General features: G+C 41.2%; 20 protein-coding genes. 13 read left to right on the plus strand and 7 right to left on the minus strand.

The window, feature by feature from the left end:
* Positions 1 to 153: 153 nt before the first annotated feature.
* The 5 genes from C9J34_RS02930 to C9J34_RS22805 all read left to right on the plus strand — a co-directional run bounded on the left by C9J34_RS02930 (position 154) and on the right by C9J34_RS22805 (position 5,417).
* Positions 154 to 714: a sigma-70 family RNA polymerase sigma factor gene (locus C9J34_RS02930; protein ID WP_107838363.1), complete on the plus strand. Its 561-nt coding sequence runs from the start codon at positions 154 to 156 to the stop codon at positions 712 to 714.
* Complete coding sequence (locus C9J34_RS02935; RefSeq protein ID WP_420799111.1) at positions 707 to 1,492, plus strand: ABC transporter ATP-binding protein; 786 nt, start codon at positions 707 to 709, stop codon at positions 1,490 to 1,492. The genes C9J34_RS02930 and C9J34_RS02935 overlap by 8 nt, the downstream gene beginning before the upstream one ends.
* Positions 1,492 to 3,951, plus strand: coding sequence for an ABC transporter permease (locus tag C9J34_RS02940; RefSeq protein WP_107838365.1), 2,460 nt, complete (start codon positions 1,492 to 1,494; stop codon positions 3,949 to 3,951). Before C9J34_RS02935 ends, C9J34_RS02940 begins: the two co-directional genes overlap by 1 nt.
* 106 nt (positions 3,952 to 4,057) lie before the next feature.
* Complete coding sequence (locus tag C9J34_RS02945) at positions 4,058 to 5,185, plus strand: NAD(P)/FAD-dependent oxidoreductase (RefSeq protein ID WP_107838366.1); 1,128 nt, start codon at positions 4,058 to 4,060, stop codon at positions 5,183 to 5,185.
* 94 nt (positions 5,186 to 5,279) lie between these two features.
* On the plus strand, positions 5,280 to 5,417 hold the full coding sequence (locus tag C9J34_RS22805; RefSeq protein ID WP_107838367.1) for a hypothetical protein: 138 nt from the start codon (positions 5,280 to 5,282) through the stop codon (positions 5,415 to 5,417).
* A gap of 182 nt (positions 5,418 to 5,599) precedes the next feature.
* Here C9J34_RS22805 and C9J34_RS02955 read toward each other — a convergent pair whose 3' ends face one another.
* The 3 genes from C9J34_RS02955 to C9J34_RS02965 all read right to left on the minus strand — a co-directional run bounded on the left by C9J34_RS02955 (position 5,600) and on the right by C9J34_RS02965 (position 7,348).
* Positions 5,600 to 6,421: a S1C family serine protease gene (locus C9J34_RS02955; RefSeq protein WP_107838368.1), complete on the minus strand. Its 822-nt coding sequence runs from the start codon at positions 6,419 to 6,421 to the stop codon at positions 5,600 to 5,602.
* A gap of 33 nt (positions 6,422 to 6,454) precedes the next feature.
* A complete protein-coding gene (locus C9J34_RS02960; RefSeq protein ID WP_107838369.1) occupies positions 6,455 to 6,703 on the minus strand; it encodes a hypothetical protein in 249 nt (82 codons plus the stop codon).
* A 93-nt stretch (positions 6,704 to 6,796) separates the two neighbouring features.
* Positions 6,797 to 7,348 (minus strand): sulfite exporter TauE/SafE family protein, encoded by a 552-nt coding sequence (locus C9J34_RS02965; protein WP_107838370.1) that lies wholly within the window; start codon positions 7,346 to 7,348, stop codon positions 6,797 to 6,799.
* A 408-nt stretch (positions 7,349 to 7,756) separates the two neighbouring features.
* Between C9J34_RS02965 and C9J34_RS02970 the strand changes: the two genes are divergently transcribed.
* Positions 7,757 to 8,956 (plus strand): NAD(P)-dependent malic enzyme, encoded by a 1,200-nt coding sequence (locus tag C9J34_RS02970; RefSeq protein WP_107838371.1) that lies wholly within the window; start codon positions 7,757 to 7,759, stop codon positions 8,954 to 8,956.
* Positions 8,957 to 9,063: 107 nt separating this feature from the next.
* Here the strand turns inward: C9J34_RS02970 and pepF (C9J34_RS02975) are convergent, their stop codons facing one another.
* Positions 9,064 to 10,866, minus strand: a complete 1,803-nt coding sequence (pepF, locus tag C9J34_RS02975) for an oligoendopeptidase F (RefSeq protein WP_107838372.1) — start codon at positions 10,864 to 10,866, stop codon at positions 9,064 to 9,066.
* A gap of 243 nt (positions 10,867 to 11,109) precedes the next feature.
* On the opposite strand from pepF (C9J34_RS02975), the gene C9J34_RS02980 reads away from it, so the two are divergent.
* Complete coding sequence (locus C9J34_RS02980) at positions 11,110 to 11,832, plus strand: class I SAM-dependent methyltransferase (protein ID WP_107838373.1); 723 nt, start codon at positions 11,110 to 11,112, stop codon at positions 11,830 to 11,832.
* Positions 11,833 to 11,869: 37 nt separating this feature from the next.
* Here C9J34_RS02980 and pepF (C9J34_RS02985) read toward each other — a convergent pair whose 3' ends face one another.
* From pepF (C9J34_RS02985) to gdhA, 3 genes are all read right to left on the minus strand, one after another.
* A complete protein-coding gene (gene pepF, locus C9J34_RS02985; protein ID WP_107838374.1) occupies positions 11,870 to 13,675 on the minus strand; it encodes an oligoendopeptidase F in 1,806 nt (601 codons plus the stop codon).
* Between the two features lie 253 nt (positions 13,676 to 13,928).
* Positions 13,929 to 14,612 (minus strand): phosphoribosylaminoimidazolesuccinocarboxamide synthase, encoded by a 684-nt coding sequence (locus tag C9J34_RS02990; protein WP_107838375.1) that lies wholly within the window; start codon positions 14,610 to 14,612, stop codon positions 13,929 to 13,931.
* Positions 14,613 to 14,887: 275 nt separating this feature from the next.
* Positions 14,888 to 16,258 (minus strand): NADP-specific glutamate dehydrogenase, encoded by a 1,371-nt coding sequence (gdhA, locus tag C9J34_RS02995; RefSeq protein ID WP_107838381.1) that lies wholly within the window; start codon positions 16,256 to 16,258, stop codon positions 14,888 to 14,890.
* A 181-nt stretch (positions 16,259 to 16,439) separates the two neighbouring features.
* Between gdhA and C9J34_RS03000 the strand changes: the two genes are divergently transcribed.
* The 6 genes from C9J34_RS03000 to C9J34_RS03025 all read left to right on the plus strand — a co-directional run bounded on the left by C9J34_RS03000 (position 16,440) and on the right by C9J34_RS03025 (position 21,544).
* Positions 16,440 to 16,907: a YaiI/YqxD family protein gene (locus tag C9J34_RS03000; protein ID WP_107838382.1), complete on the plus strand. Its 468-nt coding sequence runs from the start codon at positions 16,440 to 16,442 to the stop codon at positions 16,905 to 16,907.
* Positions 16,900 to 18,207, plus strand: coding sequence for a D-serine ammonia-lyase (locus C9J34_RS03005; RefSeq protein WP_107838376.1), 1,308 nt, complete (start codon positions 16,900 to 16,902; stop codon positions 18,205 to 18,207). Before C9J34_RS03000 ends, C9J34_RS03005 begins: the two co-directional genes overlap by 8 nt.
* A 218-nt stretch (positions 18,208 to 18,425) precedes the next feature.
* Entirely contained in the window at positions 18,426 to 18,776 is a 351-nt protein-coding gene (locus C9J34_RS03010) for a DUF4181 domain-containing protein (RefSeq protein WP_107838377.1), read from the plus strand.
* Between the two features lie 110 nt (positions 18,777 to 18,886).
* Positions 18,887 to 19,555: an adenosylcobinamide amidohydrolase gene (locus tag C9J34_RS03015; protein ID WP_107838378.1), complete on the plus strand. Its 669-nt coding sequence runs from the start codon at positions 18,887 to 18,889 to the stop codon at positions 19,553 to 19,555.
* Positions 19,552 to 20,505: an adenosylcobinamide-phosphate synthase CbiB gene (gene cbiB, locus C9J34_RS03020; RefSeq protein ID WP_107838379.1), complete on the plus strand. Its 954-nt coding sequence runs from the start codon at positions 19,552 to 19,554 to the stop codon at positions 20,503 to 20,505. Before C9J34_RS03015 ends, cbiB begins: the two co-directional genes overlap by 4 nt.
* On the plus strand, positions 20,480 to 21,544 hold the full coding sequence (locus C9J34_RS03025) for a pyridoxal phosphate-dependent aminotransferase (protein WP_107838380.1): 1,065 nt from the start codon (positions 20,480 to 20,482) through the stop codon (positions 21,542 to 21,544). Before cbiB ends, C9J34_RS03025 begins: the two co-directional genes overlap by 26 nt.
* The last annotated feature ends 59 nt before the right edge of the window (positions 21,545 to 21,603 follow it).

A 21,603-nucleotide genomic window follows, 5' to 3' on the forward strand; every position in this document is an offset into this window, starting at 1 on the left:
TTTTCACAGGATGTGAAGTGTTTAGCTTGTGTTCCTTTATCACCAATCAGTGGGAGATGAGGAAAACCCCCACTGATTGAAGGTTCACTTTATAAAATATTTGAATCGAAATCCATTTTCTGCGAGTCTAATAGGTGAAGGGAGGCGAGGGCGATTACATATTTACAAGAGAATTTAGTAGAAAAGGCGCAAAATGGGGATGAGCAAGCCTTTTATGATTTGCTTGAGCCGCTGCAAAATCAGCTGTATCGCATGGCATATGTCTATGTGCAAAATGAAAATGATGCCATCGATATTTTTCAGCAGGCGATGATTCGCGCGTATGAAGGATTGCCAAAGCTCAAGGAGCCTCAATATTTTACGACGTGGATGACGCGCATTGTCATTAATTGCAGTAAAACATACATAACGAAAGGGCAACATACCGAATTGACGGAGCCGCAAGCGTTCGATTTGCTGGAAGCCCCATCTCATGAAAGAGTGGAGGAGGAGCTGGATCTTTGGCAGGCGCTCGCAAGCCTTGATGAAAAATATAAAACGGTGCTGCTGCTGCGTTTTTATCAAGATTATACAGTGCGAGAAATCGCAGAAATTATGGCGTCTCCTGAAGGGACAGTCAAAACGAATATTCGTAGAGGCTTACAGCGACTGCGACAACAATTAAAGGGGGCATACATAGATGACTGGGTTCAATCCGTTGAAGGAGATGATTAATAAAATTCCCGTCCCGCAAACGAAGCTAACAGAGGTTTTGCGTATAGAGGGGATGTCAAAGGTCTTTAAGCAAAAAGCACATGAGGTGAACGCTTTAAAAAATGTGCATTGTACGATTTACCAAGGTGAGATGGTTGCTATTATGGGAACAAGCGGTTCTGGGAAAAGCACCTTACTCAATATGATTAGTGCGATTGATGAGCCAACGAGCGGGACAATTTTTTTATTCGGAGAAGAGGCCAATGCAATTTATAAAGAGCCAAAAGCATCGAATTTTCGCAAAGAAAATATCGGCTTTATTTTTCAAGCATTCCATTTATTAAAGGATTTAAATGTCGAGGATAATATTGCGCTGCCATTGATTTTAAATGATGTGCCGAGCAAGGAAGTCAAAGAGCTTGTAGATGAGATGATGCGGGAGTTAGGCATTTATAATTGGCGCAAGCATCGCCCAAATGAATTGTCAGGGGGACAAAAGCAGCGTGTGGCGATTGCGAGAGCGATGATTGCGAAGCCCCCGATTTTGTTGGCGGATGAGCCAACGGGCGCCTTAGATGTTAACACGACAGATGATATTTTAAAATTATTAGTCGAGATTCAGCAGCGTGGACAGACGATTTTACTTGTGACACATGACCCATATGTCGCAACATATGCAAATCGCGTGCTGTTTTTCCACGATGGTGCGATTGTCGATTCGTACCAAAATGAACAAAGTGAGCAAGATTTAGATGCGATTTTAGCCAAGTTTAAGCTGATTTCTAGAGGTGAGCGCTAATGTTTAATTTACGAGCGATTGCATTAAAGCTTTACCGCGCGGCCTCCAAGCAAATCGCTATGAGCGTGATGATTATTGCATTATCCATTTGCTTAATTATGACGATGGCGATGTATATTTGGAACGGAAAAGCACAGCTACAGGCGGATATTTATAGATTGTTTGGCGAGGCAGAGATTTATGTGGGCTATAATCCAGAGCAAAATAAATGGCTAACGGCTGAACAGTTGAGTGCCATCGAAGAAATTGAAGAGGTAAATGATGTATCCGCAATCCATCTGACACATACGAATGTCGAGGGCGTACGGACTTTTGTTTATACAATCGGGTCGCATAATGATGCACTCGTGAAAAGCCGCTATCATTATGAACAAACTATTGGGGCATCAGATGTTGTCATTTCACAGAAGCTGGCGCAGCTATTTGACAAAGAGGTTGGCGATACGCTGCTAATCGAATTTCAACCATATACGATTGTTGAGGTATTAACGCCTCTACCTGGTGCATCTGATATAGAGGTGGTCATCCTTGCACATGCAACAGCACAGGCAATTTCAACCTATCCTATAGAAGGTGAAGGGATGTTTGCACTAGTTGATCTTGACAAAAAAGCACCTGTGAAAGAAATCGCGACACAATTATTGACGCTCGATGAAGAGTTGCGTATCGATATCGTTAATGAGTACGATTACGTGAAAGCTAATTTTCAAGCGTTAATGATCTTTATCATTGTGCTGTCCTTTTTCGTTTTGCTTATTACGATTGTTTTGTTAATGTCAGCCTTCCAGCTCGTCTTTGTGAAGTTGAAGGAGCAGTTGATGGTATTGCGGGCGCTTGGTGCGTCCAAAAAACAAATCGGGAAAATTGTGCAAATCCAATTGCTTACGATATTAGCAGTTGGTGTGGTGAGCGGCAGTTTATTTAGCTTTGTAATCATTAAATTTGCGCTGCCAACACTCGTGGAAAAAATGCATTTACCACCTGCCAAAACGGGTTTTCCTATTTTGCTAGCGCTCATAATTATCGCTGTTTTTTCTGCGCTTATTTTTATTGCGATACAGTGGCAAATGCGTAAGAGCATGAAGCTACTACCATTGCAAATTGCGGTGGAAAATGAAGAAACAGCCTTCCGTATGACGAAGGTGAAATTATTTATTATTGGGGTACTTGCTTTCTTTGCGGTGCTGTCCTTTTTAGGAGCAGCCGCTCAAAAGGACAATGATGCACAGCAAGCCTCTGCTATTTTGCTAGGGACGTTGCTGACAACCTTGCTTGTTTTGTTATTGGTACCTTATGTATTTAGCTGGTTATTAAAATTCGCACTACAGCCAATTCGCATGTTATTTGGAAGGGAAGCGTATTTAGCGTCCCAGCAGCTGATGCCACAAATTCGTAAAAATATGCCGATTATTTTGAGCATGATTGGGCTAATGATGATTTTAATTTTTGGCACGACATTATTTAAGACAATTCAAGCGAATGATGAAAACTATTTGAACTACCTGTTTGAAGCACCTGTTGTCGTAAAAAATGATTTACAAGACCCGACGTTTACTTATCAAGTGGTGGAGGAAATCAGGGCATTGCCTTCTGTCAAGGATGCTTTAGCAAAGAATGGAGGCTCAGGACTTCATTTATTCAAAAATGAGGATTGGCATTTGAGCGCTGTCGAGGCAACTGACTTACAACTTTTGTTGGGACAAGAAACGGAGCATGATATGGGTAACAGCGCTGTTGTAACAGAGGATTATGCGAAGAAACATGCGCTTCATATAGGGGACCGTCTACCTGTAGGTGATTGGCGTATGGATAGCTGGCATGTTGAGGAGTTACAGGTGGAGCCTATTGAAATAATAGACATCGTTCCTGACGAAGGGAGAGGAATAGAAGTTTATGTTGATTGGTCGTCAGAAGTTGTTGCACAAGACCCAAGGCTTATGGTGAGCGAGATTCTGATTGAAACAGATCATATTGAACAAACTTTACAGGAAATTAGTTTTTTATACGAGCGTTGGCCTGCACTTGTTACGTTGGATTATGACTCTTTTCTACAGGAAAATGAGGAGATGCATTATCAGCGCTGGAGCTTATTTATCGGTGTATTAATTGTGATTTTCGTCGGGACATGCATAGGTGTCATTCAAGTATTAATGCATATGATTCACCATAAACGCATGGATTATGCGATTCAGCGCCTTATTGGGCTATCGCCAAATGGCTTAGTCAAATTAATTTTATCACAGGTGCTCGCCTTTATTTTATACGGGCTAGCAGTCGGAATTATTTTAGGTGTGACATTTACAAAATTGTTGGCCTTGGTTGATAATAGCAAGTTAGTGTTTAACTATTCCTTGCTACTGACATCGAGCATCGTATTTGTTGTGCTCGTTATGCTAACATTTACAGTTCAAGGCTTTTGGATTAGTCGTAAAGTGTTGTCACAGGAGCTGACGGAATAATTAACAATGAGGCTGTTTTGGAAGGGAGTACCTTTCTAAACAGCCATTTTTACGTAGTGAAACACCAAATTAAGGTATAATAGCGATAATAGAAAGGATGGTTTGCATGACAAAGCATTATGTAGTAATTGGCGCTGGCATTTTAGGTGCTTCAACTGCCCTTCATTTAGCTTTAAAGAAAGCGCAAGTGACATTGATTGACCGCAATGATAGCGGCAAGGCGACAAATGTAGCGGCAGGGATTATTAGCCCTTGGCTATCACAGCGTCGCAATAAGGCGTGGTATTTTTTAGCGAGAAATGGTGCGGCCTATTATCCACAACTCATCGAAAAATTAACTGAGCTAGGTGAAACAGATACGGGCTACGAGCGCGTAGGGGCATTACATATTCATCCTGAGGAAACTCGCATTGAGCAAATTTTAGTGTTGGCTGACAAACGTAAGGTGGAAGCACCTGAAATCGGTGAAACGAGAAAGCTGACTACAGCAGAAGTAGCGAGCCTATTCCCATACATAACCGAGCCTGTCTATGCGGCTTATGCGAGCGGCGGTGCGCGAGTTGACGGGCGGAAAATAACGGAGGCCATGAAAAATGCGGCTGTCCAATTAGGCGTAACGTATATCGAAGGTGATGCGACTTTACAAGTGGTAGATGAAAAAATTGTCACTGTAATGGTGAATGACACAAGCATTGTCGCAGATGAAGTCATTGTCACAACAGGTGCATGGGGCAGTGAAACATTGCAATCACTACAAATCGACATGCAAGTAAAGCCACAGAAGGCACAAATTATAGAGCTGCAAGTAGAAGGCAAGGAGACGGAGCATTTACCTGTTGTGATAGCCCCGTCCACGTTATATATGCTGGCGTTTGAAGCAGGGCGTATGCTGATTGGGACGACACATGAGGATGATAAAGGATTTGATGTGCGTCCAACAATTGGAGCCGCTTATGAAATAGCAGAAAAAGCTTTTCAACTAGCCCCCGATTTGCGAGAAGCCACACTAAGCGAGATAAAGGTAGGCTTCCGTCCCGTCGTGCCGAGTGCAATTCCTGTTATTGGGCGGTTGCCGCAATTTTCCAATGTGCTTGTAGCGAATGGGCTAGGCTCAAGTGGTTTGACGGTAGGTCCGTATTTAGGTAAGGAATTAGCTATGCTTGCACAGGGGCTAACGACTGAAATCGATGTGAACAATTATCGTTTAGCGGATGTGATTCAATATAATTTATGAAAAGCTATTAGATGAAGATTTCAAAAGGCTACATCCGAAATTGCAGGAGCGTTATGCGCGGCCGTTGAATGAGCCATTTTAAGCAGCAGGTGCGATGCATACGATTAAAACGGGTTCGAGACTATTAAATCCATTTTACCGAATGGCGACAAAATTTCATTTCTTATTTCCTGAATCGGGGCGTAATATCCCACTAAGAACTGTAGTTGATAATATCACTAAACCGTCGTGACGCCCATTTTTTTGTTTTGGTTGAGCGAATTTACTTGTCTTACGAGCGAAAATGGGCATCTTGCGGGCGAATTCACCTATCTCACGAGCGAATTGTTACTTTTGAATCAGAAAATTTGAACACGCTTGTGTTTTTCTATCAGCAATCAGTGGGGATGTGCAAAACCCCCACTGATTAAAGGCTCATTTCACAAAATCTTCAATAGAAAGCAATTCCCGATGTACCAACTCAATCGGTATGAATAACCCAATGCGCCCATGCTCATCATGCTTTGTTGTGGCGAACACGACACCGACGACTTGCCCATCCTCTGTTAACACAGGGCTACCGCTATTGCCTTTGTAAATCGGGGCTTGTAGCATAATGACTTGCTCCTGCCAATCCTTGAGCTGAAGTGGCTCTAAGACAACGCCTTCATTCGCAATACCTGTGAAATAAAGGGGATTGCCAATTACATAGACATGCTGTTTATTTGCTTGAAAAGCATCGGCTAATGGAAGGTATGGTAGCTCCACCTCTGTTTCCACTTTTAAAATGGCTAAATCGACTTCAGGGTTGCTTGCAATGACGCGCGCTTTATACAAGCCGTTATCTGGAAAAACGACTGTGAGCGCTAGCGCATCATCAATGACATGCTCATTTGTCATAATATAGCCATCTGCGGAAATGGCAAAGCCTGTGCCTTTACTGTTTTCGGATGAAATTTCGACGACCGCTTTTTTGTATTGCTGAATATTTTCCTGTTGTGATAGCTTTGCTGATACTTTAATAAATTCAATCGCTGGGATGGAGTAAATTTGAAAAATGATGGCGAATGTATTAAATATTAAAGCGAAGGCCATGACATAAACGATTAAACGAATCATAGGGCGCTGTCTCGGCTTTTTAAGTTGCCCATTTAGACGACGCTGCCTTTCTTCCTCTAAAGCTCTTTCTTGTTCTGCTAACACAAGCTCCAAAAATTCTTCCTCTGTTAAAGGTTCCTGTTGGGGTTGCTTATCCATTGGCTACCTCCTGTAAGGTCAATCTGTTTATTTTTATGATAAGACGAATAGGTCATAAGCGAGCTGTGCAATTAAAATGATGGTAATAATGCGCAGCAATTGACTAGCCAGCTTATTGCTTACTTTGCGTGAAAGCAATAAGCCAATTTGTGCACCGATAATTGCACCAGCCATTAATGATAATGTTTCCATCCATAAGATTTGTCCAGTTAATATGTATGTAATTGCTGCACCGAAGCATGTAGCAAAAATGCCAACACGACCTAAGACAACAGCTTTCATATAGCTTAAGCCTGAACTTGCATAAAGTGAACCTTCAATTCAGTTGGAGTGTCCTTCAACTCCTACTGATTGATAGTTTCACCAATCGGGTTTTTACAGGCTGTTGATCTCGCTGCTTAAATACTTTGATTTTACTCTATATTTTGAAGTAAGGAGCTTACAGCCTGTTAATACGGGATAAATATATAATAGCAATGTTCCACTACCGGGTCCAAACATCCCATCATATATCCCAACACCAATTAAAAGTGCGCGTGTGCGATGCTTGAGCTCAAGGACGACTTTTTCACCAAAAGTGGTTTTCCCTAAAAAAGATAGCACAAAAGCAAAAATAAGTAGGCCTAGCGCCAGTATTGTTAGTGTCTTGCTTGATAAAAGGGAGGCAATTAGTCCTCCAAGCAAACCGCCGCTAAAGCAAAGAATAGCTATTGGACGGGCTTCCGCAAAAGTCACTTCTTTATGACGTAGAGCAGAATAAAAGTTGGATAATGCACTGATGGCGCTGGCAACTTTGTTAGCACCAATTGCAGAGTGTACAGGCATGCCAATTAAAAGCATTGTTGGCAATGTAATCAACCCGCCGCCTCCAGCAAGTGTGCCGATGATATTGCCAACAAGACCAATTAAAAATAATAAAATTAACAAAAAATCGCCTTCTTTCTATATATTCAACTTTACATGATTTTTCGTATTTTTAAAGTGCATCTAAAAATGTGTCTAAAATGTGACGTTTTTTACAAGGAACATTGTGAAACTTTTCATAATTTCCTAGCGAAAACGAATCGTGCATGTTTTCACAAAAAGCCACTTACATAACTATAGGGTGAAAAATGTAAGCGTTGTCTTATTGTTATTTTGAAAAAGTAAATAATGTGGGTAAATCCTTTATTTTTTATTTGTGAAATAGTGAGCAATGTGCTGATGTATATGATTTTTGAAGGGTTTTTAAATTCGCTTGAAAATAAAATAAACATTATTATTGACTTAATATTTTCGGAACGATATGATACGTAACTATAAAGAAAATTCAGATTATTAAAAGGGGATGGATAAATGGATGTTATGCAAAAAGCGTTAGAATTACATGAAGAATATTGTGGGAAAATGGAAATCAAAGCGAGAGTGCCGCTTGCAGATTCATATGATTTAAGCTTAGCTTATTCGCCAGGGGTAGCAGCGCCATGTGTTGCGATTGAGAAAAATCCTTCTCTCGTTTATGACTATACAATAAAGGGCAATTTTGTTGCTGTTGTAACAGATGGTACGGCTGTGCTTGGACTTGGTGATATAGGGCCTGAAGCTGCGTTACCAGTAATGGAAGGCAAAGCATTGCTATTAAAGCGTTTTGCCAATGTGGATGCTGTGCCAATTTGTTTAAATACAAAAAATGTTGATGAAATTGTTCAAACGGTAAAGCATCTTGCGCCGACATTTGGCGGTATTAATTTAGAGGATATTTCAGCACCGCGCTGCTTTGAAATCGAGGATCGCCTGCGTGCCGAGTGTGGAATTCCTGTCTTTCACGATGATCAACACGGTACAGCTATCGTCGTTGCAGCGGGATTAATCAATGCTTTAAAGCTTGTTGAGAAGAAGGCGAGCGAGGTGAAGGTAGTCATTAATGGAGCAGGGGCGGCTGGTATAGCCATTTTGCGTATTCTTGTACAAATGGGTTTCACACATATTTTAATGTGCGATACAACAGGTATTATTTACAAAGGACGCAAAGAGGGAATGAACCCAATGAAAGAAAGCATTGCCCATTTAACTAATCGTGAATTACAGCAAGGTCATTTAAGCGATGCGTTAGTGGACGCAGACATATTTATTGGTGTATCTGTTGCCAACTTATTAACGAAGGAGCACATTGCTTCAATGAATAATGATCCGATTGTTTTTGCCTTAGCTAATCCGAATCCAGAAATCACATATGAGAACGCAAAAGCATGGGGTGTACGTGTGATAGGGACAGGGCGTTCTGATTATCCAAATCAAATTAATAATGTGCTCGCATTCCCTGGGGTGTTCCGCGGTGCGCTTGATGTGCGAGCAACAGACATCAATGAAGCGATGAAAATAGCTGCGGTGGAGGCGATTGCTTCATTAGTAACAGAGGCGGAATTGCAGGAGGAATACATCGTGCCAAAGGCGTTAGATGAGCGCGTTGTAGGTGTTGTAGCAAAGGCGGTTGGTAGTGCCGCAATTGATACAGGGGTGTCCGTACTGTTCCAGCAACCGTTAACAATAGGTTAAAACGGACGAATTGTTATGTTAAGACCAATTTAAAGTTAGCAAAGGTCTGATTTATGAAGTTATCAGTCAGTGGGGATGTGCGAAACCCCACTAACTGAAGGTTCACTTTACTCGGCAAGCGCCTCTGTCAAGCTTTCAAGCTCATCAATTAAGCTGCCGATATAAGCGATGGTATTGCGTAGCGGCTCCTCTGTTGTAATATCAACACCAGCCATTTTTGCTAATTCAATAGGTGTTTTGGAGCCACCTGCTTTTAACATTTCAAGCCAGTCTGTAACGGCTGTTTCACCCTCTGTTAAAATACGCTGTGACGCTTCTGTAGCAATTGTTAAACCAGCAGAGTACGTATATGGGTATAAACCTTTGTAATAATGTAGCTGACGCATCCAAGTTAATTCAGCGCCCTCTGTTATGTCAATTGTGTCGCCCCAAAATTCTTCAAGCACACTACGCTTTAATTCGTTGAGCTTTAGTGCATTAACAGCGCCACCTGCATCAACAATTTCATATACTTTGCGCTGGTAGGCACCTTCTAATAAATGTGTGACGAATTGATGATAGTACGTACGTGATACCATTTTGGCGATTACCCAGCGCTTAAAGCGAGCGTCGTTGGCACTTTGTAATAAATGATGTGCCATCAGCATTTCGTTCATCGTTGACGGTGCTTCAATAAAGTACATGGATGGGCGAGCGCTTAGAATGTTTTGATGGCTATTGGTTAGGTAGAAATGTCCAGCATGACCAAGCTCATGTGCTAACACAAATACTTGCTTCATACGGCTTGTCCAAGAAATCAAGACATATGGATGGTAGCCGAAGGGGCTTGAGCAAAAAGCACCATTTGATTTACCGCTATTTTGTGCAAAGTCAATCCAACGCTCATCAAATGCGCGGTCAAGCATCTGTGCGTAATCATCCCCTAAAATGGCGAGCCCCTCTTTGACATATTTACGTGCTTCCTCAATAGAAACTTGTGGTTCGTATACTGGGTCGAGTGAAATTTTTAAATCTGCAAACGTCATGCGCTCAATGCCATGCACCTTTTGTAAAAGCTTTGCATAGCGGCGCATATGCGGTGCAAGTTCCTTCATAATTAAATCAATTTGCCGGTCATACAATGTGCGGTCTACTTCCTGCGTTTGCAGTAAATAGTCGAAAACAGAAGGATAGCCACGTAAATCCGCTTCTGTTTTTTCACGTTGAATATGTGTATCATAGGTTTTGGCCATCGTGTGCTGATAGTGACGCAGTTGCTGATGGAAAGCATTGAAGGCAGCGCGACGAAGTGCTAAATCATTTTCAAATTCCCAATCGCCTTCGAACGCATTAAAGCTTAATGGATAGCTTGTGCCATCTACCTTGAAATCAGGAAATTGCAAGTCGACTAATTTTGTTATGTAGTAAAGCTCAAAGGCAGCACCAAATGTTGTGCCAAATGCAGCTAAAGCTTTTTCTACCTCTGGGTGGAGCTGATGCGGCTTTTGACGCACTAGCTTGCTGATAAAATGAGCATACTGTGGTGCGAGTGTGCTTGCTTCCTGCAAAGCATTTTCATTCAGCTGTAAAAGCTCACTTTGGATAAAGGATAGTTTAGCGTTCAAGGAAGACGAAAGCTGTGACACTTTGGCGGAGCGTAGTTGAGATTCACTATTCGTTTGATCTACACTTTGCGCGAGAAAAGCATATGTCGTAATCGGCATCATTTTTTCAAGGTATTTTTCATAGACGCTAATGACTTCTACCGCTTGTTCCGCATTGCTAACATTTCCTTTATAGACTTTTTCGGTAGTTACAGCATAGGCTTTAACATCTTCAATGGCAGCTTCAAATTGCTGCTCCGTTGTAAATAAATCATCTAAATTCCACGTTTCTGTGACATTGACTTCACTGCGTTTTAATGTTGTCATAAAATAATAGCCTCCTAATTATCCTGTATTAACAATCTTTTTGTAGCGAAAGCGAGGCGTCAGGTAACCCCAAAGTCAAAATATGTAGTATTGAAGTGGGGAACAAATAGCTTGTAAAAACCCCTGAGGGATAGCTTCACTTTATTACGCTATACGAAATAATTTTAGCATTGTTTGCGGAATATTTCAAAAATTATAGAAGGATGATAGAATGGGATTGCAATATAACTTGGAGGGAAAGCAATGAAACAAAATAAATATGATAACGATCAATTTTTTAATATCTATGCACAAATGTCACGCTCAACAGAGGGCTTAACGGCAGCAGGGGAATGGCATATTTTAAAGGATTTATTGCCATCGTTTGAAAATAAGTCTGTGCTTGATTTAGGTTGTGGCTATGGTTGGCATTGCCGCTATGCAATTGAGCAAGGAGCAAGCGCTGTAATAGGCATCGATATTTCTGCAAAAATGCTGAAGCAGGCACGAACATTAACAAATAGCGATGCCATTACATATTTGCAAATGCCCATTGAGGATATTGATTTTGCGAAGGAGCAATTTGATAGGGTGATTAGCTCGCTTGCGTTTCACTATATTGAGGCATTCGATGCGGTTTGTGAAAAAATATTTGACGTGTTGACAAAGGGCGGCTCATTCGTCTTTTCAGTGGAGCATCCTGTTTTCACCTGTCGCGCAGCGCAAGATTGGCATTATGGTGAAGGGGGAGAGCGCCTACACTGGGCTGTCGATGATTATCATTCGGAAGGGTTGCGACAAACGACCTTTTTAGGGGAGGATGTAGTGAAATATCATCGAACAGTAGCTTCTTATTTAAATACATTGATTGGAGTAGGGTTTACAATCAAAGCGGTGCAGGAATCGTATCCATCAGAGGACATGCTAGAGGATATGAAAGATGAACTAAGAAGACCGATGTTTTTGCTGATAGCTGTAGAGAAATGAAAATAGCTGTGGAGATGCTCTCCACAGCCTCTGTTATTTAAATCTCGCCAAGCCCAACTGTTAATTTTTCAAGCTCATCAATTAAGCTACCAATGTAGGCGATTGTGTTGCGTAACGGCTCTTCTGTTGTAATATCAACACCAGCCATTTTTGCAAGTTCAGCAGGTGATTTTGTGCCACCCGCTTTTAGAACGTTAATCCAATCTGCTACCGCAGGCTCACCTTCTGCTAAAATGCGCTTCGATACTTCTGTTGAAATCGTTAAGCCAGCAGAGTACGTATATGGATATAAGCCCATATAGTAGTGCGGTTGGCGCATCCAAGTTAATTCGGCGCCATCTAAAATGTCAACTGTACCACCCCAGAATTCTTCAAGCACACCACGCTTTAGTTCATTTAACTTCGCTGCATTGACAGAGCCACCAGCATCAATAATTTCATACACTTTACGTTGATAAGCAGCCTCTAATAAATGTGTTACGAAGTTATGGTAGTAAGTGCGCGCGACGATTGTTGAAATGACCCAACGTTTGAAGCGTGCATCGTTAGAATTTTGTAATAAGTGATTGGCCATTAACATCTCGTTCATCGTAGACGGTGCTTCGATGAAGTATAGGGAAGGGCGAGCATTGTATATGTTTTGGTTGGCATTCGCTAAATAGAAATGTCCTGCATGACCTAGTTCATGCGCTAAGACGAAAACTTCGTTCATTTTACTTGTCCAAGAAATTAAAATATATGGGTGGTAGCCAAATGGACTCGAGCAAAATGCACCTGTTGATTTACCTGCATTGTTCGCAAAATCCGTCCAGCGCTCATCGAATGAACGATCAAGCATCTCTGCATAGTCAGCGCCCATTACAGCTAAGCCTTCCTTCATGTATTTACGTGATTCATCGATTGTAATTTTTGGCTCATATGATGGGTCGAGCGAAATTTTTAAATCGGCAAATGTCATTTGGTCTAGCTTATGCACTTTTTGCAGTAGCTTCGCATAGCGGCGCATATGTGGCGCTAGCTCAGACATAATTAAGTTAATTTGACGATCATAAAGTGAGCGATCCACTTCCTGTGATTGTAATAAGAAATCAAACACAGAGTTATAACCACGCAAATCAGCTTCCGTTTTTTCTGTTTTTAAATGCGTGTCATATGTTTTTGCTGTCGTATGTTGATAGTCGCTTAGCTTGCTATGGAACGCCTCGAACGCAGCATGGCGAATTTCTTGATTATTTTCTGATTCCCAGTCACCTTCAAATAAATTGTAGCTAAGTGGGTAGCTTTCGCCATTTGCTTCAAAATTAGGGAACTGCATATCTACTAATTTTGTCGTATTGTATAAGCCGTACGCAGCATTAAATGTTGTGCCAAATGCTGCTAATGCTTTTTCAGCTTCAGGATGTAATTGATATGGCTTTTCACGTAATAGCTTGCGAATATAGTTCGCATATTGCGGTGCCTGCTCGCTTGCTTCAACTAATACTGTTTCATCTAATTGTAAAAGTTCGCTTTGAATAAATGACAATTGAGCGCTAAGAGCAGAGTTGAATTGTCCAACTTTCGCTGCGCGCATTTGTGCTTCGCCATTTGTTTGTTCAACGCTAACAGCTAAGTTGGCATATGTACCAATTGGGACTAATTTTTCATAAAGTTTTTCGTATGCGGCAATCACATTAACAGCGCTTGCTGCATCTGAAATTTTCCCTTTGTATGTTTCGGTAATTGATGCGGCAACTGCTTTGGCTTCAACAATAGCATCCTCAAATTGCTGCTCTGTTGCAAATAAATCCGCTAAATTCCATGTTTCTTCAATAGTTACTTCACTACGTTTTAATGTTGACATAAAAAGCCTCCTCGTATTCCGATATTCGAAATAAATTGTACCATTATTTACGAAATTGCGCAAAAATTACGACGGCATCAAATAAAAAACAGCCCCTCTTTTCACAAGTAGAAAATTGGCTGAGCGAAAAAGCATGTTCGTTGAGCGAAATTAGGCATTGGTTGAGCGAAAATACGTGTTCAATGAGCGAATTAGTTCATTCTACCTATTAAAAAAGAGGCATCAGGATTTCTCCAGATTCCTCTTTTACGATTTAAGCAAGCATGATTTTTTCTAATTGTAATGGCTCGATGTACGCATCGCCTTTGTATACGCGCATATTACCACCTGAAATTTCGTCGATTAAGATGATTTCATTGGTTTTTGCATCGCGACCAAACTCTAGTTTAATATCATATAAAGTTAAGCCTTTTTCAGCAAGCTCCACTGCCACGAATTTTGAAATTTCAATTGTGCGTTGCTTTAAAATTTCGTATTCCTCTAATGATAAAATGCCTAACATTGCAAGTGCGTCCGCCGAAATCGGTGGGTCTAGTCGTTCGTCATCTTTAATCGTTACTTCAACAAATGCGTCTAAATCCTGACCTTCCTGTACATAAGCACCATAGCGACGTAAAAAGGAGCCAACAGCTTTAAAGCGGCAAATGACCTCTAAGCCATTACCAAATACTGTAGCAGGTTTCACAGTCATTGTTGCATCATCGAAATTGGCATCCACATAATGTGTTGGTACGCCTTGTTCATTTAGCTTTGAATAGAAGAAGGAAGTCAAGCGAAGTCCTGCTAAGCCAGCGCCATCAATTGTTAAGCCAACTGTGTTTGCCCCTGGATCAAACACGCCATCTTCACCTGTTACATCATCTTTAAATTTCAATAAATAATGACCATCTTCTAGCTTAAAGACATCTTTTGTTTTACCTGTGTACACTAATTCCACAAGAAACCCTCCAATTCACAAAGTATAGCTATATTGTAACACGGACAATTATATGCTTGTCTATAGAGAATGTTCGTTTGTAGACTGTGGAAAATCTTTTGAATAAGGGAGAAATCGCATGCCTATTTTTTCTAAAATCCAGTATATTAAGTAAGAGGGCTTTTAAATGAACAAGGACAGGGCAATCATTCGCAATACATTTATTGTCGAATGAAGAGCGTGACAACAGAAATCACTGTTGTCACGTCTGTTCCTTCAAAAGCTATCGACTTTTCTTAATAAACGCCTTCTGCAATCATCCCATTTGCTACTTTTGTAAAGCCTGCGATGTTTGAGCCGACGACTAAATTGTTGGGATAGCCGTATTTTTCTGCAGCTTCTTTGCTTTCTGTGAAAATGGCTTTCATAATATCGTGTAATTTCGCATCTACTTCATTAAACGTCCAGCTATTGCGGCCTGAGTTTTGTGCCATTTCAAGCGCCGAAACAGCTACGCCACCAGCATTGGCTGCTTTGGCAGGGCCGAATAAAATGCCAGCGTCTAAAAAGATGTTAATCGCTTCTAAATCTGATGGCATATTTGCACCTTCTGCCACTAATTTAACGCCATTTTCAACAAGTGTGCGTGCCGCATCGCCGTTAATTTCATTTTGTGTTGCACAAGGTAAAGCGATGTCGCAAGGAACCGTCCAAATTTTAGAGCAATCTTCAAAATACGTTGCTTCAGGGTGATAATTTAAATAGGTGTTAATGCGAGCGCCTTTGACTTCTTTGATTTCTTTAACAGCTTTTAAATCAAGGCCGTTTGGATCATAAATATAGCCGTTTGAATCTGAGCATGCTACGACTTTTGCGCCGAAATGCTGTGCTTTTTCAATCGCATAGATCGCTACATTACCTGAGCCAGATACAACCACTGTTTTATTGATAAATGATAAATTTGCATCATGCAGCATCTCGCTCACAAAATACACTAAACCATAGCCTGTTGCTTCCTTGCGACCTAGAGAACCGCCGTAACCAGGCTTTTTACCAGTTAATACACCTTGTTCAAATTGCCCGCGGATGCGCTTATATTGTCCCCACATATAGCCGATTTCACGAGCGCCAACACCAATATCACCTGCTGGTACATCACGATCAGGGCCGATATAATGGTGTAGCTCCGTCATAAATGCTTGGCAGAAGCGCATAATTTCAGCATCCGATTTTCCTTTTGGATTAAAATCTGAGCCGCCTTTCGCCCCACCGATTGGTTGACCTGTTAACGCATTTTTTAAAATTTGTTCAAAGGCTAAAAATTTCATAATCGATTCATTTACTGTTGGGTGGAAGCGGATGCCTCCTTTATATGGACCTAGCACGTTGTTAAATTGTACGCGATAGCCACGATTCACTTGTACGTTGTTGTTGTCATCTTGCCATGCGACGCGGAATGAAATAATGCGGTCAGGTTCAACAATACGTGCTAAAATATTATGGTGGATATATTCTGGGTTTTGGGCAAATACAGGGACTAGCGATAAGAAAATCTCTTCAACTGCCTGTAAAAATTCTAATTCAAAGGCGTATTTCTGTTTTAGTTTTTTGAATACATCATCAATATACTCTTTTGCCACTTGCTCATTTGTCATTACATCTGTCATCATAAAACAAGTTCCCTCCTCAAAATACGTTTAAATGCTATAGTATTATGATTTTTCTTACAATTCAATAAATTTTTATTCGTTTTTAGGGCAGGAGTTAGGAAAATGTTGGGTTTAAGTTATATAAAAATAATAAAATAAAGGAAAGAAAAGCATTTTTGGAAAGGGGAAATACATCGTGATTCAATTATTAATTGATGCGGATGCATGTCCAGTGATTGATGTGGCGCTATCTGTTTCATCTCAATATAAGATAAAACCAATCTTGTTTTGCGATACTTCTCATCGTATTGAACGTGATAATGTTATAACAATTGTTGTACCAAAAGGACCTGATTCGGTTGATTTTAAGCTGGTAAATGCGCTTTCGAAACATGATATTGTCATTACAGGAGATTATGGTTTGGCTGCTATGTGTTTGGCTAAAGGTGCTTTTGTCGTCGATCATAATGGAAGAGAAATGACAGCGGATAATATAGACCAATTGCTCGCTTTTCGTTATGAAAGTGCAAAATTCCGTCGAGCAGGAGGGAGAACGAGAGGGCCAAAAAAGCGTACTGAGGAAAATAATATTGCCTTCAAAAAATGTTTTCAACAAATTTGTGAACGCGCCGTAAAATTGAGAGGAGAAATGAATAATAATGCATAATTTAATCGAGCAACTTATCGAAAAATTTCCTTTAATCCCACCTTTACAACGAGCTGAACCTATATGTTGGTTGAATGAACAAGTAAATGATGAACAAAGCTTTCCCTTTTCAATGGCAATGGTGTATGAGGCAGAGGCAAGATGGAAGCGTTTTGCTCCGTATTTTGAAGCCGCTTTTCCAGAAATGCAGGAATATGAAGGAATCATTGAATCACCAATTATGGAGATTGGGCGGATGAAAACTTATTTAGAAAATACCTATGAGACGAAAATTGAAGGAAAACTTCTATTAAAATGTGATCATCAGCTACCAATTGCGGGTTCTGTGAAAGCGCGTGGAGGTATTTATGAAATAGTGAAGCATGCGGAGAGCTTAGCGATTCAGCACGGCTTACTGTCTATAGAAGATGATTATAGCCAATTATATGATGAGCGCTTCCGTCAATTTTTTCAAAACTATAAAATTGCGGTAGGCTCGACAGGCAATTTAGGTTTAAGTATCGGCATTATTAGTGCAAAATTGGGCTTTCATGTCACAGTGCATATGTCGATGGATGCAAAGGAATGGAAAAAGCAATTGCTGCGAGATTTAGGTGTGACTGTCATTGAGTATGAGGCCGATTATAGTGAGGCTGTCAAGCAGGGGCGATTAGAGGCAGAGCAAGACGCGACATGTCATTTTGTCGATGATGAAAATTCGCTCGATTTATTCGCAGGCTATGCGGTGGCAGCACTGCGTGTAAAGGCACAGCTTGAAGCCGAAAACATTACGGTGAATGAGGAACACCCGTTATTTGTTTATCTCCCATGCGGTGTTGGCGGTGCACCAGGCGGCATTAGCTATGGCTTGAAGCAGTTGTATGGCTCGAATGTGCATATTTTCTTTGCTGAGCCAACGCAGTCACCATGCATGTTGCTCGGTATGATGACAGACTTGCATGATGAAATCGATGTGGCACAAATTGGTTTAACCAATGTGACGGAGGCGGATGGACTTGCGGTAGGGCGTGCGTCGAAATTTGTCGGCGCACAGATGGCAACGATTGTGAGTGGTTGTTATACTGTAGAGGACGTGTTTTTATTTGAAAGCTTGCAAGAAATGTATAATAGCGAGCATATTTTCATGGAGCCATCTGCACATGCGGGCTTTTTTGGACCGATACAGCTTGCACGTAAAGGGCTGGGCTATGTGGAGCAGCATGGATTAAAGCCGTTCATGCAAAATACGCACCATCTCATTTGGTCAACAGGTGGAAGCTTAGTACCAGATGACTGGCGAAATCACTATTTACAAAAGTAAATGACCATTGAGCCGAGATTCTTTTCGGATGCGTGGAAGTGAGCCTAAAACCGTCACGATAGACGTTAGTGAGTAATTTTTTTACAGTTTGTGTCATTTGCTAGAGGGTTTAAGGTTACACGTAGACTTTTCAGTCAAATTGAAGCATTCATCCCGCCACGCATTCGGTACAAAAAAGGCTTTAGAATTAAAATAAAAGTTAAGGAAGGTTTAAAGCTGTGATTATTACTGTTTTTATTGTCGGCTTTGTGATGGCTGGCATACTGGATTTATGGTTAAGAAAGAAATTTAGCATTCAAAAAAATGAAAAGTTTATGGATCAATATGTCAATAAACTTCATTTTGTGTTTGAAATTTTATTGTGTGCCTTTTTTATCGTCAATGTTGCAGTGAGAGGGTTTAGCGGGAAATATTTATACTTTGTATTGTTTTTATTTTTCGGCCTTGTATTTGCGATTCGTGTAGTGATGGAATACGTATTTAAAAAGGAGCAACGAAAATTTATTATTTCACTTGCTTATATGGCTGTTTGCTTAGCATGTGCAGCAACGATTTTACTATTTTTATAGATGGAAGCCAAAACTGATGGTGGGCATTATGTTGAAATGAATGCTATCCATTATCGAGAAAATCTTACTATGAAAAAATTTTATGAAATGATGCAAATGGGGGAGTCGACATGCTGACGGTTGAACGAGATGAAGAGTTGCTCGTTATCAAAAGCGAGCGACCATTAAAGGTACTAAGCTCCGCGATGGTGAATCCAGGTATTGGCTATTATCAATATTTCGTTAATCGGACGGTGAGTAAAGATTATTATCCAGAAGATGCAAAGCGAGAATATGAGCAATTTTTACAGCGTTATACAGTGCCTTTACAAGCGACTGTTGCGATGATGACAGCCGTACCGCAGCGCTTTGTTATGAGAGAGGATTATCTAGACGGGGGAACATCGATTGACGTTTTTATTACGGCGGGTTTAGGCAATGCAGTCGATGTGACACAGTCGTATCAATATACATACCGACCAACTGTTGGGACGATTAATATTTTCGTTTTTATAAACGGGGATATGAGCGATGAGGCATTGATTCAAGCATATAATTGCATCATCGAAGCAAAGGTAAAAGTATTGTCTGAACGCCATATTCTAGATAAGAAAAGTGGTACGGTCGCAACGGGAACGTCGACAGATAGCATCGCTCTAGCTGTAACGAAGCAAGGTGAGTATCATGAATATGGGGGCTCGATTACACGTTTAGGTGCGCTCATAGGAAAAGGCGTTGCAGCGACACTGCATAAAGCGATTGATGGCTATGATGCGTATCAAAAGGGTGAACTGCAATGAAGTTGGTGATTGTTTGCGTTGCTATTCTACTTGATCGTATCATTGGTGACCCGCGCTCACTGCCACATCCAGTTATGTGGATTGGCAAGCTCATTTCCTTTTTCGAGCACCGTTTGAATCATGGAGCAGCACGCTTTGTCAAAGGTGCTGTAACGGCTGTGCTTGTTGTGAGCATCACAGGGTTTGTCGTCTGGCTGCTTATTTATTTAGCAGGACTTGTCTCCATTTGGTTCGCGGCTATAATCGAAATTATTTTGATTGCGATTGCGATTGCACAAAAAAGCTTGAAGGATGCGGCAATGGTCGTTTACGAAGCGCTGAAACAAGGGGATATGCAAGAGGCGCGTACGAAGCTTGGCTGGATTGTTGGGCGTGATACGGCACATTTGGAAGAGCCTGAAATTGTACGTGGCGTTGTGGAAACAGTTTCTGAAAACACGAGCGATGGCATTACAGCACCGATTTTTTATGCGCTTTTATTCGGCGCAACAGGTGTATGGGTATATAAAGCGATCAATACGCTTGATTCGATGATTGCCTATCGCAATGAGCGTTACGGGGAGTTCGGTCATTTTGCTGCAAAGCTCGATGATATCGCCAATTTTATCCCAAGCCGTATCACGGGCTTGTGCATTTTATGTTTGACAAAAAACGAAGGGCCTTTTACATGGAAGGAACGGCTGCGTTACTGGTTAAGAGATGCGAAAAAGCATCCGAGCCCAAATAGTGGCTATTTGGAGGCTGCTACCGCATTGCAGCTAGGCATCCGTTTAGGTGGTGAAAATACGTACCAAGGAAAAACGTCCTTTCGCGCTTATATGGGAGAGCCGAGTGTTGAATTAAAGCAGGAGCATATTTTACGTTCCATTCAGCATTTATATAGCGTTACGATATTTTTTACATTACTGATGGGAGGCTTGTTTTATGCGATATCCTGCACATGGAGCTAATCCAGCGACATTGTATCAAGCGCTTCAACTTGAAATGCCTGCACAAGTCATCGATTTAAGCGAAAATGTTAATTTTTTAGGACCACCTGCCAGCTTTTCGAATGTCTGGGCAGCATTATTTGAGCAAATCGCCATGTATCCACATGAAGATGCTGAGCCTTTGCACGGTGAATTAGCGCTACACCATCATATTGCGAAGGAGCATATTGTTATAGGCAACGGGGCAGCGGAAATTTTAATGGCAATAGCTAAACGCTATACGAAAAAAACGGTTATCATCATCGAGCCTTCTTTTTCCGAATATAGACGCACATTGCTTCAGCAGCAGGCCATCATTCAATCTGTTGCAGTGGAGGAGCTAATAAGCTATGCATTACCAATGGAGCAATTGAAGCAAGCGATGGCAAGCGCAAAGGCTGTTTATATTTGTAATCCGAACAATCCTACGGGCGTTGTTACACCAAAGCATCAGTTAATCGAGTTGCTCAAACACGGGCAACAGGTAGGCTGTGATGTGGTCGTTGATGAGGCGTTTATGGATTGGACGGATGAAGCGCAGTCCGTCATTGATTTAGTCGCTTCATTTACCAATTTAACGGTGCTACGTTCCATGACAAAAATGTATAGCATGGCGGGCGTGAGACTAGGCTACGCATTAACACAGCAGGCGGCTGATATTAAACAGGAATTGCCGCATTGGAATGTGAGCGCTGCTGCGATTGCACTTGGTATACAGGCACTACAGGAAGGCGATTTTTGTGAAAGCTCACGACAGCAAGCGAGGGCAATGCGTGTGAATATGGTGAATTGGTTAAAGGCGCGAGGCTGTGCTGTGACGAATAGTGAAACAAACTATGTTGCATTTCGTTTGCCCTCCGAATACGATGCAACTGAGTTTTATTTTTCATTGCTTAAAGAAGGAATCGTGTTACGTCATACGCAAAATTTTTTAGGGATGGATGGACAATGGTTTCGTCTTGCCTTGAAAGAGCAACACAAAATGACAGCATTTCAGCAAGCAATGGAACGTTTTTTTTAACTTCTTTCAGCAAATCTTCTCCTGTCGCGAAAGTGTAACGTCAGCGACAAATTCTTTTT

The sequence above is a fragment of the Metasolibacillus meyeri genome (genome assembly GCF_003049505.1).
GTDB classification, from domain to species: Bacteria; Bacillota; Bacilli; order Bacillales_A; family Planococcaceae; genus Metasolibacillus; species Metasolibacillus meyeri.